Annotated in this window: 14 protein-coding genes and 1 pseudogene; 11 read left to right on the top strand and 4 right to left on the bottom strand. The window is 63.4% G+C overall.

Going from position 1 to position 14468, the window contains the following annotated elements; all coding sequences use genetic code 11:
* The first annotated feature begins 131 nt into the window (after window positions 1-131).
* From ACFQMF_RS09665 to ACFQMF_RS09650, 4 genes are all read left to right on the top strand, one after another.
* Complete coding sequence (locus ACFQMF_RS09665) at window positions 132-509, top strand: hypothetical protein (protein WP_256408885.1); 378 nt, start codon at window positions 132-134, stop codon at window positions 507-509.
* Between the two features lie 225 nt (window positions 510-734).
* Window positions 735-1991: an RNA-guided endonuclease InsQ/TnpB family protein gene (locus ACFQMF_RS09660; RefSeq protein ID WP_256408884.1), complete on the top strand. Its 1257-nt coding sequence runs from the start codon at window positions 735-737 to the stop codon at window positions 1989-1991.
* A 509-nt stretch (window positions 1992-2500) separates the two neighbouring features.
* Entirely contained in the window at window positions 2501-4771 is a 2271-nt protein-coding gene (gene purL, locus ACFQMF_RS09655; RefSeq protein ID WP_256408883.1) for a phosphoribosylformylglycinamidine synthase subunit PurL, read from the top strand.
* A 135-nt stretch (window positions 4772-4906) separates the two neighbouring features.
* Window positions 4907-6040 carry an ABC transporter ATP-binding protein gene (locus ACFQMF_RS09650; RefSeq protein ID WP_256408882.1) on the top strand — a complete coding sequence of 378 codons (1134 nt, stop codon included), beginning with the start codon at window positions 4907-4909 and terminating at the stop codon, window positions 6038-6040.
* A gap of 62 nt (window positions 6041-6102) precedes the next feature.
* Here ACFQMF_RS09650 and ACFQMF_RS09645 read toward each other — a convergent pair whose 3' ends face one another.
* On the bottom strand, window positions 6103-6252 hold the full coding sequence (locus tag ACFQMF_RS09645) for a DUF7550 family protein (protein ID WP_256408881.1): 150 nt from the start codon (window positions 6250-6252) through the stop codon (window positions 6103-6105).
* 50 nt (window positions 6253-6302) lie between these two features.
* A pseudogene (locus ACFQMF_RS09640) lies at window positions 6303-7586 on the bottom strand (RNA-guided endonuclease InsQ/TnpB family protein).
* 222 nt (window positions 7587-7808) lie between these two features.
* Between ACFQMF_RS09640 and ACFQMF_RS09635 the strand changes: the two are divergent.
* From ACFQMF_RS09635 to ACFQMF_RS09620, 4 genes are all read left to right on the top strand, one after another.
* Window positions 7809-8210, top strand: coding sequence for a DUF7504 family protein (locus ACFQMF_RS09635; protein WP_256408880.1), 402 nt, complete (start codon window positions 7809-7811; stop codon window positions 8208-8210).
* Between the two features lie 52 nt (window positions 8211-8262).
* Window positions 8263-8391, top strand: coding sequence for an AbrB/MazE/SpoVT family DNA-binding domain-containing protein (locus ACFQMF_RS09630; protein ID WP_321169218.1), 129 nt, complete (start codon window positions 8263-8265; stop codon window positions 8389-8391).
* Between the two features lie 9 nt (window positions 8392-8400).
* Window positions 8401-9636 carry an RNA-guided endonuclease InsQ/TnpB family protein gene (locus tag ACFQMF_RS09625; protein WP_256408879.1) on the top strand — a complete coding sequence of 412 codons (1236 nt, stop codon included), beginning with the start codon at window positions 8401-8403 and terminating at the stop codon, window positions 9634-9636.
* Between the two features lie 86 nt (window positions 9637-9722).
* A complete protein-coding gene (locus tag ACFQMF_RS09620) occupies window positions 9723-9887 on the top strand; it encodes a hypothetical protein (RefSeq protein ID WP_256408878.1) in 165 nt (54 codons plus the stop codon).
* Window positions 9888-10015: 128 nt separating this feature from the next.
* On the opposite strand, the gene ACFQMF_RS09615 is transcribed toward ACFQMF_RS09620, so the two are convergent.
* Window positions 10016-10597, bottom strand: coding sequence for a metal-dependent hydrolase (locus ACFQMF_RS09615; RefSeq protein WP_256408877.1), 582 nt, complete (start codon window positions 10595-10597; stop codon window positions 10016-10018).
* A 297-nt stretch (window positions 10598-10894) separates the two neighbouring features.
* On the opposite strand from ACFQMF_RS09615, the gene ACFQMF_RS09610 reads away from it, so the two are divergent.
* On the top strand, window positions 10895-11224 hold the full coding sequence (locus tag ACFQMF_RS09610; RefSeq protein ID WP_256408876.1) for an ArsR family transcriptional regulator: 330 nt from the start codon (window positions 10895-10897) through the stop codon (window positions 11222-11224).
* Window positions 11225-12332: 1108 nt separating this feature from the next.
* Entirely contained in the window at window positions 12333-13517 is a 1185-nt protein-coding gene (locus tag ACFQMF_RS09605) for a S24/S26 family peptidase (RefSeq protein WP_256408875.1), read from the top strand.
* 28 nt (window positions 13518-13545) lie between these two features.
* On the opposite strand, the gene ACFQMF_RS09600 is transcribed toward ACFQMF_RS09605, so the two are convergent.
* Window positions 13546-14136 carry a DUF5658 family protein gene (locus ACFQMF_RS09600; protein WP_256408874.1) on the bottom strand — a complete coding sequence of 197 codons (591 nt, stop codon included), beginning with the start codon at window positions 14134-14136 and terminating at the stop codon, window positions 13546-13548.
* 6 nt (window positions 14137-14142) lie between these two features.
* On the opposite strand from ACFQMF_RS09600, the gene ACFQMF_RS09595 reads away from it, so the two are divergent.
* Window positions 14143-14460, top strand: a complete 318-nt coding sequence (locus tag ACFQMF_RS09595; protein WP_256408873.1) for a hypothetical protein — start codon at window positions 14143-14145, stop codon at window positions 14458-14460.
* Window positions 14461-14468: the final 8 nt, after the last annotated feature.

The following is a 14468-nucleotide window of genomic DNA, read 5'->3' as shown; positions in this document are numbered from 1 at the left end:
TCGCGCGGTCGAATCCCAGTCGCTTGCGGAGTCGGAGCGCGGTCGGATCCCGACCGCTCGCCCCCTGCCGGAGGGACGCGACTCCGGAGCGGATCCGGTGCGCTTTCGTCGCCGCGCGCCCACGAGACGGCATGGAGTACCAACCGGGTGTCTGTAACATCGGGCCGGCCCAACAGCGGCGGCGGCTCCTCCTCGGGATCGCGTCGCTCCTCCTCGCGGTCGGTCTCGTCGCCGCCGTCGTCGCGGTCGGCTGGCCGCGCCGGGCGCTGCTGCTCTCCGTCTTCCCGCTGTACGGCGCCGCGATGGGCTACTTCCAGTACCGCGAGCGGTTCTGCATTGGCTTCGCCGGTATCGGCGTCTTCGACGTCGGCGACGGGACGAACCGGGTCCTCGACGAGGCGGCGCTGGCGGCCGACCGGAAGCGCGCGGTCCGGCTGAACGCGAAGTCGGTGGCCGTCGGCGCCGTCGGGACGATTGTGATTTACGGAGTCGCAGTCGTCGGCTTATAAGTAGCTGTTCGGACGGTTCGCGTTCGATACCGCGTCATCGTCTTGGTGAGCAGTTTTGAAGATTTGATCGTTTATAAACAACAAGGAGAATACCTGCGCCTTTAGGCGCGGGATGAATCCGACACTCCGACTGACAACCCCACGACGACACTCCAACCGGATATTCAACGCCCCGTCGCCGGTTTTAACATTCAAAATCTCATAATTGCTTATGAAAACAGTACGATGCTGGAGACGACCCGCACCTACGTCGCCCGAATCACGAACCACCAACAGGTTCGTGGCGACCTCGACCAGTGCGGGTTCGCAGCATCCAAACTGTGGAACGTCGGACGCTACTACGCCCACCAGCGGTGGGACGAAGACGACGAGATACCCGACGAGGCCGAGTTGAAATCGGAGTTGAAAGACCACGAACGCTACAGTGACCTGCATTCGCAGTCAAGTCAGCGAGTTCTCGAAGAGCTTGCTGAGGCGTTCACCGGCTGGTACAACTCCAACGACAGCAACAATCCACCCGGCTACCGGAAACGTGGCGACGACTACCCCCGCTCCACTGTCACGTGGAAGAAACGAGCAATCAAGCACGACGACAAACACGGCCAACTCCGCCTCTCAAAAGGTTTCAACCTGAAAAAGAGTCGGTCGGACTTCATCCTCGCCGAATACGAACCCCGCCCCGACGTCGAAGTCGAAAACATCCAGCAGGTGCGTGCCGTCTGGAACGGTGACGAGTGGGAACTCCACCTCGTCTGCAAGAAAGAGATTTCAGTCGAAGATGCACCGGGTGACAACACGGCGGGGATCGATCTCGGAATCAGCAACTACCTCGCCATCGACTACGAAGACGGCCCCTCGGAGCTGTATCCGGGGAACGTGCTGAAAGAGGACAAACACTACTTCACCCGCGAGGAGTACCAGACCGAGGGCGAGAACGGCCTGTCACGTCGTGCACGGAAGGCCCGACAGAAACTCTCCCGACGCAAAGACCACTTCCTCCACACTCTCTCGAAGCACATCGTCCAGCGGTGTGTGGAAGAAGGCGTGGAGAAGATAGCGGTTGGCGACCTCAGCAACATCCGCGAAGACGAGAACGGTGACCCGCGGAACTGGGGTGCGTCGGGGAACAAGAAACTCCACGGCTGGGAGTTTGCCCGGTTCACTCGCTTGCTCGAATACAAGACAGAGGAACACGGCATCATCGTTGATCGTGTGGACGAGGAGAACACGAGCAAGACGTGTTCGTGTTGCGGGCAGATTCGTGACTCGAATCGCGTGGAGCGTGGGTTGTACGTCTGTTCGTCGTGCGAGACGACGATGAACGCGGACGTGAACAGTGCGGTGAACATTCGCAGAAGGATAACTCAGAGTCCCCCGACGGGGGATATGAGTAACGGCTGGTTGGCACAGCCCGGAGTCTTCCTGTTCGACCGTGAGAGCGGGTCGTTCAACACGAGAGAACGGGGAGTCTGCAAACCCTAATATCCCAACGCTCGGGATTCCTCCGGCTTCAGCCGGAGGAGGATGTCAATTATAAACCGTTGCCGGCGCGGCGAACGCCTCCAAAGCCCCGGCCGCTCGGTTATAATTGTCCGGCGATGGACCGACGGAAAACGCCTCCAAAGCCCCGGCCGCGAGGACTCGCGCGACTCGCTGTGCTCCTCGCTCAGTCGCTCACTCCGTTCACTCCTTCGCTGCGGTGCTTGCGTCGTCGTGCTTCCTCCTCGCGGCCGGGGCTTTGAGTCCCACCCGACCGCAACCGCCCCGCACCTCACGCCTCCCCAGCCTCGTCGCTCGGTCGGGGCTCCCGCCGGTCGCCCGCTCCCTCGCGACTCCCTCGCGCGGCGCTCCTCCGCGGCCGCCGGTGGCGGCCGCTCGGAGGCGCGCGCCACCGCACAGTACTGCGGCCCGCGTCACCACCGGTGTCGATCTGGATGCACGAATGTGTACATAGAAAAGCATTATAACGAGCTCGGTAACCACGTAAGTGAATGAGTCTCTCCGAACCGGACCGCGAGCTCGTGGTCGCCGAGCTCGGTCGGGAGCCGACGACGGCCGAGGCCGCGCTGTTCGAGAACCTCTGGAGCGAGCACTGCGCGTACCGCTCCTCGCGGCCGCTGCTGTCGGCGTTCGAGAGCGGGGGCGACCAGGTCGTCGTCGGGCCCGGCGACGACGCGGCGGTCCTCGCGCTGCCCGAGCCGGACGCGGCCGACGCGCCCGCGTCGGAGCGGGACGCCGACGACTACGGGGACCAGTACGTCACCTTCGGCGTCGAGAGCCACAACCACCCCTCCTTCGTCGACCCGTTCGACGGGGCGGCCACGGGGGTCGGCGGCATCGTCCGCGACACGATGTCGATGGGGGCGTACCCGATCGCCCTCCTCGACTCGCTGTACTTCGGCGGCTTCGACCGCGAGCGCTCGCGGTACCTCTTCGAGGGGGTCGTCGAGGGCATCTCCCACTACGGCAACTGCATCGGCGTCCCCACCGTCGGCGGCAGCGTCGCCTTCCACGGCGGCTACGAGGGGAACCCCCTCGTCAACGTCGCCTGCGTCGGGCTGACGGACGCGGACCGGCTCGTGACCGCGACCGCGACGGAACCGGGGAACAAGCTCGTCCTCGTCGGCAACGGCACCGGCCGCGACGGGCTCGGCGGCGCCTCCTTCGCCTCGGAGGACCTCGCGGAGGACGCCGAGACCGAGGACCGCCCCGCGGTGCAGGTTGGCGACCCCTACGCCGAGAAGCGGCTGATCGAGTGCAACGAGGCCCTCGTCGACGAGGGCCTCGTGCGGTCGGCCCGCGACCTCGGCGCGGCCGGGCTCGGCGGCGCCTCCTCCGAGCTCGTCGCGAAGGGCGGGCTCGGCGCCCGGATCGACCTCGACGCGGTCCACCAGCGCGAGCCGGACATGAACGCGACCGAGATCCTGCTCGCCGAGAGCCAGGAGCGGATGTGTTACGAGGTCGCGCCCGGCGACGTCGACCGCGTGCGCGCGCTCGCCGAGCGGTTCGACCTCGGCTGCTCCGTCATCGGCGAGGTGACCGACGGGAACTACGTCTGCGAGTTCGCGGGCGACGGGGAGGGCGACGGCGAGTCCGAGACCGTCGTCGACGTCGACGCCGAGTACCTCGCCGACGGCGCGCCGATGAACGACCTCCCGAGCGAGGAGCCGACGCGGCCGGCCCGTGACCTCCCCGAGCCCGCCCTGGCCGACGCGGTCGAGGCGGTCGTCTCCGCGCCGTCGACCGCGAGCAAGCGCTGGGTGTACCGCCAGTACGACCACGAGGTCGGCGCCCGCACCGCCGTGAAGCCCGGCGACGACGCCGCGATCATGGCGATCCGGGAGGCGGCCGCGGACGGCGACGACTCCGCCGAGGGCGGCGACGCCGCGGGCGGCGACGGCGGGCCGGGCGTCGGCCTCGCGCTCTCCGCGGGCGCGAATCCGAACTGGACCGAGGTGGCCCCCTACGAGGGCGCCCGCGCCGTCGCGCTGGAGAACGCGACCAACCTCGCCGCGAAGGGCGCGGTCCCGCTGGCCGCGGTCGACTGCCTCAACGGCGGCAACCCGGAGAAGCCGGACGTGTACGGCGGCTTCAAGGGAATCGTCGACGGACTCGCCGACGCCTGCGCCGCGCTCGGGGCGCCCGTGGTCGGCGGCAACGTCTCGCTGTACAACGACAGCGTCGAGGGGCCGATCCCGCCGACGCCGACGCTCGCGCTGATCGGGACGAAGCGCGGGTACGACGCGCCGCCGGCCGCGCTCGACGCCGACCGCGCCGGCGACTCCGAGCTCCTCCTCGTCGGCGCCGGCGGCGACGCGCTCGGCGGGTCCGAGTACCTCGCGCAGGCGGGCGGAAGCGACCGGTTCCCGGAGCTGCCGGACGCGGCCGCCGACTCCCCTGCCCTTGTCGACATCGCCGCGTCGCTCTCGGCGGTCGCCCGCCGCGAGTCGACGCTGGCGACCCACGACGTGAGCGACGGCGGGCTCGCGGTCGCGCTCGCCGAACTGGTGACCGACGACGCGGGCGCCGACGTGAGCCTCCCCGACCGCGTCGCGGCGTTCGACGAGACGCCCGGCCGCCTCGTCGTCCAGACGACCGACTCCGAGGCGGTCGCGGAGGCTGCGGGCGACCTCCCCGTCCTCAGGCTCGGGGACGTGACGACCGACGGGACGCTCTCGCTGTCGGTCGGTGAGGAATCGACCGCGCTCGACGCCGACGCGATCCGGGAGCTCCGCGGCGTGATCGGGCGGGAACTGGCCTGACGCGGTACCGCGAACGTCGCTCTCCTTCGTTCCCGTCGGTCCCGCCGCCCCGAACCGAGCGACACGCTTTTAGGCATTCCTAAAATACGTAGGAGCAATCACGGAACGCCGGTCCGTCCGGCGTCCGATCCACCGATGGCTCAGACGCAATCTCCCGGAACGAAGCGGTCGAGCGACACGGAGAGCGGGTCGCCCGCGGACCCGTCGCCCGACCCGGTGTTGTCGCTGTCGAACGTGACCAAGGAGTTCGGGCCCGAGACCGCCGTCGACGGCGTCTCGCTCGACGTCGAGCCGGGCGAGCTCCTCACCTTCCTCGGCCCCTCCGGGTGCGGGAAGACGACGACGCTCCGCACCATCGCCGGGCTGGAGGAGCCGACCGAGGGCGAGATCCGCCTCGACGACGAGGTCGTCGCCGGCGGCGACGGCGCGTTCGTCGCGCCGGAGCAGCGCGACGTCGGCATCGTCTTCCAGAACTTCGCGCTGTTCCCGCACCTCACCGTCCGGGAGAACATCGCCTTCGGGCTCTCCGACGCCGACGCGTCGGCGACCGAGGCGCGCGTCGACGAGCTGCTCGAGCTCGTCGAGATGACCGACCACGGCGACAAGACGCCCGATCAGCTCTCCGGCGGCCAGAAGCAGCGCGTCGCGCTCGCCCGGTCGCTCGCCCCCGAGCCCGAGGTGCTGCTGCTGGACGAGCCGTTCTCGAACCTCGACGTCCGGCTCCGCGTCGAGATGCGCGAGGAGGTGCGTCAGATCCTGAAGGAGGCCGGCGTCACCGCCGTCTCCGTCACCCACGACCAGGAGGAGGCGCTCTCCATCTCCGACCGCGTCGCCGTCATGAACGACGGCCGGATCGAGCAGGTCGGGCGCCCCGAGCAGGTGTTCGAGCGCCCCGAGTCGAAGTTCGTCGCCTCCTTCCTCGGGCGGGCGTCGTTCCTCGAAGGCGAGCTCCGCGACGGGAAGGTCGAGACCGGGATCGGCCGGTTCGACGCGGTCACGCTGGAGGGGTACGACACGGTCTACGACGGCGCGCCTGTCGACGTGCTCGTGCGTCCGGACGACCTCCGGGCGACGCCCGCGAGCCCCGAGCTGGCCGACGGCGTCATCGTCTCGCGGCAGTACGTCGGCCCCTCCTTCGTCTACCGGGTCGAACTGGAGTCGGGCGGCGCCGTCCACTGCCTCCACAACCACGTCGAGGAGTTCGACCTCGACGAGCCGGTCACGCTGGAGCTCACCGCCGACCACCCGCTGGCGTGGTATCCGCGATAAGCGGGTGGCTGGCGGTGGTCCGTCGTGTGTATTTTAAACTCGGGAGCGACCCGTGTCGCCGCTCAGAAGCTGAACAGGAAGGGAATGACGTACGCGATCAGCAGGCCGACGAGGGTGACGGCGGCGCCGATGCCGACCTCGCGGTTGCCGAACGACTGCATGGGTGCGGTCACGCGCTCGTCCGGGTCGGGGTCGTGAGAGTGGTCGTCCATACCCACCCGTGGCGACCCGAGATATAAAAACGCGTGTAAACTACCCCGCCCTACTCGCTCACGGCTTCGCTGTTCGCTTCGTTGAGGGTGGGGCTTTCGCGTGGACTCCCGTTCTGGCCATCGCTGGCAGGTTCGTAATCACCGTTCACGTTCAACGTCCCGCGATTCAAGCGCACGTTTACGGGCGCGCCTCCGCCCGACGACGTTTGCGCCGAGCGGAGATGCTTCAAACCGATGTTCTTCGCCGCGTTGTAGTCTGCATGGGGTGAGTACCCGCACTTAATACACTCAAACACGTCCTGTCCGTTCGAGATGGGGCGGTTGTCTTCGTGAGTGAACCCGCACTTGGAACACCGCTGGGAGGTGTAGGCGGGACTCACCTGCTCGACCGAAATGCCGACGACTTCGGCTTTGTACTCGACGTACTCGAACAGGCGTCGGAACGCCCACGCGTGGAACTTCTTGGCGTTCGGCATCCGCTCACGAATTCCGCTCAGGTTTTCGAACGCGATCACGTCACAGTCGTGTTCGACGGCTTCTGCGACGAGTTCTTTCGAGACGGTGTGGAAGAAGTGATCGTACCGCCCCGTCTCGGTCTGTCCGACCGACTGGATGGTTTCGTGAGCGGCCCGCGTCCCGCGCTGGTGGAGCGACCCGCGTCGCTTCTCGAACTCGCGGTGCCAGTGGTTCAACTCCGACCCGTTCTAGAACGTGCCCGTCGAGGTGACGGCGACGTTTTCGATGCCGAGGTCAACGCCGAGGACTGTGCTGTGCTCGGCGTCACCTTCATCGGCAGTCTCGGACTCTACGTCCGCCTTTGTGCGGACGTGAAGGTAGAACTCGCCGTCGTGGTAGTGGAGTTCCGCACCCGTTACGTCGTAATCTTCGTTGAACAGGTACTCCGAGTGGGGCGTCTCGCGGTTATCGTCCGGAAGGATGTACTCGGCGGTGATGCGGCCTTCGACGGTTGCGAGCGTCGCGTGGTCGTCGTTGAACGTCGCACACCGCTTGTCGTAGACGAGAGTTGAGGCAGTGAAGCGCGGCTTTCCCGCGTAATCGCCCTGTTTCCAGCGGGCGACGACGCTTTGAACGGCGTCGGCAGCCTTGTTGCGAGCGTTCTGGACGAGATTCGCTTGTAACCGTGTCTCAGCCCGCACATCGTCGTAGGTTTCACGTTGGAGTTCGGCTTTGCTCGTCGTTTTATACTCGCCTTGCCAGGCGTGGTCGACGACGTAGTTGGCGGCCCACAGAAACTCGGAGATGGTTTCATGGAGGAGGTCAGCGTCGCTGTCGGCCACATTAAGCTTGACAGGGATGGTGCGGCGGACCTCCATCCGTACTTCAGATGTATACTCTCGTTTTTATATTAGTAACGATTCAGTGAGGAGTCAGCCGACAATCGAACGTGGCTGGTGTAGTGCCGGGTCGGTTTCCTCCCCGACCTACTCGCTCGTTTCGCTCACTCCTTGAGGTCGGAGGCTCCACCTTGTATTATGCTGACCGGCGCGGCGACCGCCGGAAGGCTTAATTGTCTGATACTTAATTCGTTTCCGTTGATGTCCCTCCCCGGTCGCGATCTTGACGACGTACTGATCGTTGGTCCGGCGTTCTCCGGTCGCCGACGGCTGTTCCACCGGCTGTTGGCGGCGCGACCGGGCAGGCCGGTCCTGGTGTCGACCCGGCAGCCCGCCTCCCGCGTGCGAGACGCTCACCGGCGGACCGTCGACGGCGACCCGGCGGAGCCGGTCGTGGTCGACTGCGTGGCGAACGCCGTCGGCCGAGCGGGCGACGGGGGCGACGCGACGGGATACGCGCAGGACCCGGGGAACCTCACGTCCATCGGGACGACGTTCGTCGATCTGGCCGAGGACCGCGACGAGGACGCGCTCGCGGTCGGCGTGACGACCGTCTCGCCGCTGTTGATGTACAGGGGTCAAGGCGACTGCCCCGGAGCTTGACCTCGGGGTTAAAGCCGACAGTATTATAATGTCTAGTACTGATTGAATCAGTATGAGTCAGATGAAGTGCTACCCGAAAATGCGACAACGAGGTGTTGTTACGATCCCAGAAGAGGTTCGAGACGGACTTGATCTTGAGGAAGGTGACCAGTTGGAGCTCACTGTAGTGAAACTTGACTAAAAAATCTGAATGAAACACACGCTTCGCTTCCGTGCGTACCTACCTGACGACGTGGCCAGCGAAGCGTGGAGACACATCGACATTCTCCGACAGATCCGCAACCATGCTGTCCGAGACTACTACAGTGACTCCAACAATCGACCATCTGAATATGACCAGCATAACAAACTCACAGGCTGGACAGACAGATGGCCGACATTCTCAGAGCCATCACAACACGCCGCTCAACAGGCTATCAGCCAAATTCACAAAGACCTCGACAACCTCCAAGACCGCCAAGATGAGGGTTACAAGGTCGGAGAGTTGAATTGGCAAGGTGCTGGTGAATTTCGGTCGGTATCGTACAATCAGTCCAGTCGTTTCAACGTGGATCACAACACGGGCGACGACCGGTTCGTACGGTTCCGACTCGAAAAGATTGGCTGGTTCAAGATTCGCACTGACCGCTCAGTCCCGGCGGCAGCTGATATTGACAGGGTCATTCTAAAAAAGGAGAAGACAGGTGAGTGGTACGTCTCACTCGTGACCACTGTGGACAATACGCCTGACAAACCGTCACTGAGTGAGATCGGACCTGAGGACTGTGTCGGTGTAGACCTTGGCATCATCAGTTACATCCACACCTCAGAGAACCTCTCGGTGGAACGACTCGATTTGTCCGACGAGTACGACCGCTACGCGCGCGAACAGCGGAAGCTCGATAGGAAGGAACATGGCTCGGCCAACTGGGAGAACCAGCGCCAGAAGGTCGCGAAGGCGAAACGCGCAATTAAGCGGAAGGTGCTAGACTACCAGCACAAGTTGACGACGTGGCTCGTCGAAGAGTATGATGTTGTGGCAGTCGAAGACTTGGACGTGAAGTCAATGTTGGAAACCAGCCAGAACGCGAAGAACAAACAGGATGTCGCGTGGTCACGGTTCATCCGGTTGCTGGAATACAAAAGCGAGCTTCACGGAACGCATGTTGAGCTAGTGGAGCCGGGAGGGACGACGAAAGAGTGCGCGTGGTGCGGTGTCGAGACGGCAAAACCGATCTGGGTACGAGAGCACTCGTGTCCGGCGTGTGGACATACGGATGATCGGGATCTGAATGCGGCGAAAAACGTACGTAATCGAGGGCTGAAGCAGTTAGGGCGGGGACTGTCCGAATCAACGCCTGTGCAGACTGCGCTCCCTACGTTCACCCCTCACCGAGAGGTTGTGGATGCAAAGCGCGTCGTTGAAGCAGGAAGCCCCGGGGCTTGATCCCGGGGTGCGTTCACGCGTCCGCCTCGGAGGTGTTCCAGTTCCTGTATGTTCTCGCCCAGCGAGCGACCGGCGAGGAGTGACCCGTGGCGGCGACGATCGACCCCGGTGCGCACGACGAGACGACGGTTGAGCAGTTCGTCCCGCTGTTCGACGGCGTGGTCGAGATGCGGCGTCGAGACGACGAGACGTGGGGGTTTCGGGTGCAGCGGCCGGAGCGGAACGAATGGCGGGAGATCGAAGTGGTTTGATGTCAGGGCGATGAGTTTGCGTGCAATCCGCTAAACAACACGTTGTGGCCGCCCGCCCGCTACGACTCCTTGTGTGCGCCGTTCTACTACAATTGTCCGCGGATCAACGACTGACTGACCCGTCAAATCTATGATTTGATTACTGAGGGACTCCCTTTTTGAGATAGGTAGTAACGGAGTTGTAGGCCCACAAACACAACAAGTGCGAGAATGATAAGAATCAACTGTGGGTGCGATTCCATCTCCTGATAAATTTGGAACAACCGGATCCATGGAGAGATATCATCAGCAGGCGATTCCGAGACGGGAAACAGCGGATACAACAGAAAGCGTGCGGCCCAGAAATCACCTATAAAGAGAAAACGATAGGTGTCGCCGAGAAGATGACTCAGATACCCGAGAGCAAATGCTGGCGGAATTACGACTCGGAGCTGCTCGGACGGTGACTCTGTCGTCCAACGGCCGCGAAGACGCATCGTAACCCACCAGACGGTAAGTGTACAAACTGCGAACGTGAACACAGAGTGTGCGAACGAGCGGCCATAGGTGAGCACGTCAAGATATGCTAGCGGTTTATCAAGCAGACCCGAAAACTGGCTCCCAATTGCAAGCGGGACCAACGCGAGACGCACTGGGAGCTGGCGTGTCCCAACGGCCGCATAGACTGCGTACCAGAGATATGCAAAGGCGAAATGACCCAGCGGTAGCACAGTAAGGAGCTAATGAGGAAGGTGAATAAGCGCCGCTATTGACATCTGTTCCCGGGATAATGATGAATTAGACTGCAGATGAGCACAGATTATTTATACTATGCTCTAATTTCAATACGGCCATCTGTCTCGTATAAATCGGTGCAGTTCTCTACCTACTACTCATGCCAATCGAGTACTGGCAGACACTCGTGATACCAGTGTGTCTTCGCAACGAACCAGTTTCTCTGAATACCCTCTCAAAACAGTGATCCTATATTGGTATAGTATATTGTCTCTCATATGCAGACACGGCTTGTGCAACCGACAGACTTCCAGTTGCTTGCTGCACTGGCCGACGGATATCGAGATACAGCGTCAAACCTTGCAGTTCGTATTGAGAAAGATCGTAACTACGTGAACACCCGACTTCCGGCGCTTGCAGACGCGGATCTAATCCAGCGTATTGGGCCAAACGAGCATTCGGGATTGTATCAGATCACACCCCGTGGGGTCGTCGCCGTCCAGCACCAATCGATCTATGAAACTGATCGCGACCGGTTCGAAGCACTCCTTGATCAACGAGCGTCTGCAGTAACAATCGAACCACCGGCTATCGAGATCACTGGATCGGCGTCGACTCAGTGATCGACCACGCCAACACTGTCTTCCACCGTAGCAAATTCAGTTCCAATGCCTATCGAGGCGACACACCCTGTGCAAATCTCTGAACCTGCAAGCGACACAGAGGCAGGAAGTCCTCTCCTCACGGCTGGTGGGGGTATTTGCTGGTATGTTAGCATGGTGGTCTCTATGTGTTTCAGGAATGCTGCCGGCCGCAATACTTCTGTGGAGAACGGGTGAAAACCAATCTGAGCCGGCCACTTAGTGGCTCAGTGGTTGTGGTGACGTGTTATACAGCCGGCAGACGAGACCGTGTGATCCGGCTGAATGCGCCCATCAACGAGTGTTTCGGTGTGTCACCACCCGGGAGTGAGTCGTAGTGAGCGCCGTCTGATGTATATTCGTTTAATGATAAGATAATGCCGTACTACCGGATCACACCCGATACCGTGGGGGTGGTGACGGCGATCCGTCTGTTCAGATACGCGATAGTTCCTCTTACTTTGTTTGGTGTGGTGCCACCATGCGTGTTGGTGAGGAAACGGATGGCTGCCACGCCGTCTGGTGGTTTTCTGTGAGGTTCTCCCACTCGATTCCGTGAGTGTCATCCTCTCTACTGCGTTGTTGCTTCTTGCTGCGAGATGCCCAGTAGTGTCACTTATTTCACGCAGGTATGTTGCGGACGGGAACTCTCTCCCAGTATCGGTGGATTTTCCCACGAAGCGCCGATTTCGCGGGGAATTCTCACAGTAAACTGATCGCAGATCACCGATGCTGGCATCGACCGAATTCTGTTACAGTCGCCGGTATTGTGGCCTGCGTACTAGTGTCTCTTGACGTTCGCGCGGAAGCGAAAGTCAGTGTATGGATACTGATAGGCTCGTGTTTATCGAAGTTACAAGCCTAATACGAACGTGCTATACTCCTCGTTACTCACTCGCTTTTGCTGGTTGCCTGAGAGTAGCGCTCCCGCGCTACTGTATCCGTTTTGGAGTGGGTTGCTCATCTCCCGCCCGGCGGCCGTATTGTTGTTCGTGATCGCCGCAGCCGGCGGCCGGTCGGCGAACGAGCTATACGTTCGACGCACGTAGCGAGCCGTGACCGGCACGAGGCCGGAAGAGGGAATTCAACGATGGATCTGCGATCGCTGGCCGGATCCGGCATCACGGCGCTTCTCGTCGTCCTCGTAGTTGCCATGCTGATCGGCCAGCAGCTCGGCCAGCCGATCGTTCTCGGGTTCGTCCTCACCGGGAGCATGAACGCCGAGCCGGCCAACATGGCCCCGGGTGACGGGTTCATCGCTGTCCCGCCGGCGATCGCCGGCGACGTCGAGGAAGGCGACGTGGTGACGTTCGACGCTCAGGGGCTTCAGGGCGGCGGACTGACCACCCATCGGGTCGTCGCGGAGACCGATCAAGGGTATATCACGCGCGGCGACGCCAACCCCTTCACCGATCAGGACGGTCCCGAACCGCCGGTTCAGGAGTCGCAGATCAAGGCCGTCGCGCTCCAGCTCGGCGGTGACACGGTCGTCATCCCCAACATCGGCCTCGCCGCCATCGCGATGCAGGACGCGTTTGGCTTTGCGGCGACGTTCCTCGCTGCGATTCCGGGACTCGGAGGGCTCGCCGAGGGTAACGTCGGCTCGTCGATGGTCCTCGTCGGGCTGTTGCTCTTAGGCTACAGCCTCGTCGCTGAGGCCGTCGGCGGGTCGAACCGCCGCTCGGGCCGAGACGACCGCTCCAGGGACCGCGGCGGCAAGACGAGCGCGGTCCTCGTCCTGCTCGCCATCCTGCTTCTCATCACCGTGCCGGCGACGGCGAGTATGGTGATCCCCTCAGGGACGAACGACATCACGATCGTGAGCTCGCAGTCGCCGAGTTCGAACCCGACCGTCATCGAGCGCGGCGGCTCTGTGGAGTACACGTACAACTTCAGCAACGACGGGTTCATCCCCCGGATCGCGACCGTCGACGCGGCCAGCACGGGCGTCGACGTCGCTCAGAGCTCGCTCACTGCGCCCCGCGGCGAGACGGCGTCGACCACCGTCACGCTTCACGCCCCCGAGGAGACCGGCGCGTACGTCAGGTCCGTCTCAGAGTGGCAGTACGTGCAGTTCCTCCCGGCGCCGGTAATCCTCTCGCTGCACGCGATCCACCCGTTCGCCGCCGTCGCGGCGATAAACGCCGTGATAGTCGTCGTCGTCACGGCGGTGTACGTGCTCGCCGTCGGGCTCGAACCGTTCCGGTTCCGCGACCGCGGTCGGGAGCTGTCGCTGTCCCAGCGGGTCCGGCGGACGATCCGCAAATGGCGGTGAGTCGGGACCCGGAAGGTCTCCTCGTCGTTCACGCGCCCGCGATGAGCCGGACGTTCCACCCCGTGAGCAGCAGGCCGATCCCGGTCGCGACGACCGGCGGCCAGTAGTACGAGAACGGCTCCCGTTGTCGAGCCCCCTGAACGCTCACCGAGACCAACACGAGCAGCACGATCAGTTTTAATAAGAGGAATCCCGGGAGCCCCGCGGTCGAGAGCAGCGCGTTGACAACTGGGTTCCCTTCGATCAGTCCGGGGACCGCGATCGTCGCGTACAGCGTCGAGACCACGTCGCCGACCCCGTACGCGAGGGCGGCGGCGAGCCAGAGCGCGTAGAACTGCGTCGAGCGACTCTGGTACAGCGGCGGTCCAGCTGGGACACTCGCCACCGAGGCGTCGTCGACGCCGGGCGCGGCGTCCGCGTCGACTGCGTCGCCCCCGGCCCCCGTGACCGGGTCGTCGATCTCCGCGAGCAGCGTGTCGATCTGTCGGCGCCGGGCGGCGATCTCGCCCGTCAGTTCCCGGTAGCGCTCGTCGTCGGCCAGGTCCGCCTCGTCCCGCCGGGCCTCGATCCGTCGGCGGCGGGCCACGAGCGAGAGGTACGTCTCGACGGCCCCCTCCACCGCGCCGTGGTCGACGAGCGACTCGACGAGGTCGAAGAGACGGTCGAGACCGTCGCGCAGGCCGAGCGGACGCGCGCCGACCTCTCAGATCTCCGCCGCGAGGCTCAACGGTCGAACGTCGACGGCGGGCGGTGCGAGAGCTGCGACGCGCGCGTCGACCTGTCGATGCTCACCGAGCCCGTCTGTCCCTCCTGCGAGGAGACGTTCACCGGCGTGGCGGCGGGCAGCTCCTGGAATCCGTTCTCCGATCCGACCCTCCGCACCCGGTCCCGGTCGACGGATCCCGTCCCGCCGACGGACTCCGAGTTCCCGCCTCGCGAGTAAGGCTCTCG

The sequence above is a fragment of the Halorubrum rutilum genome, from assembly GCF_042665015.1.
GTDB lineage: Archaea > Halobacteriota > Halobacteria > Halobacteriales > Haloferacaceae > Halorubrum > Halorubrum rutilum.
The sequence above is the reverse complement of the archived record's forward strand: the minus strand, read 5'-3'. Positions and strand labels throughout refer to the sequence as shown.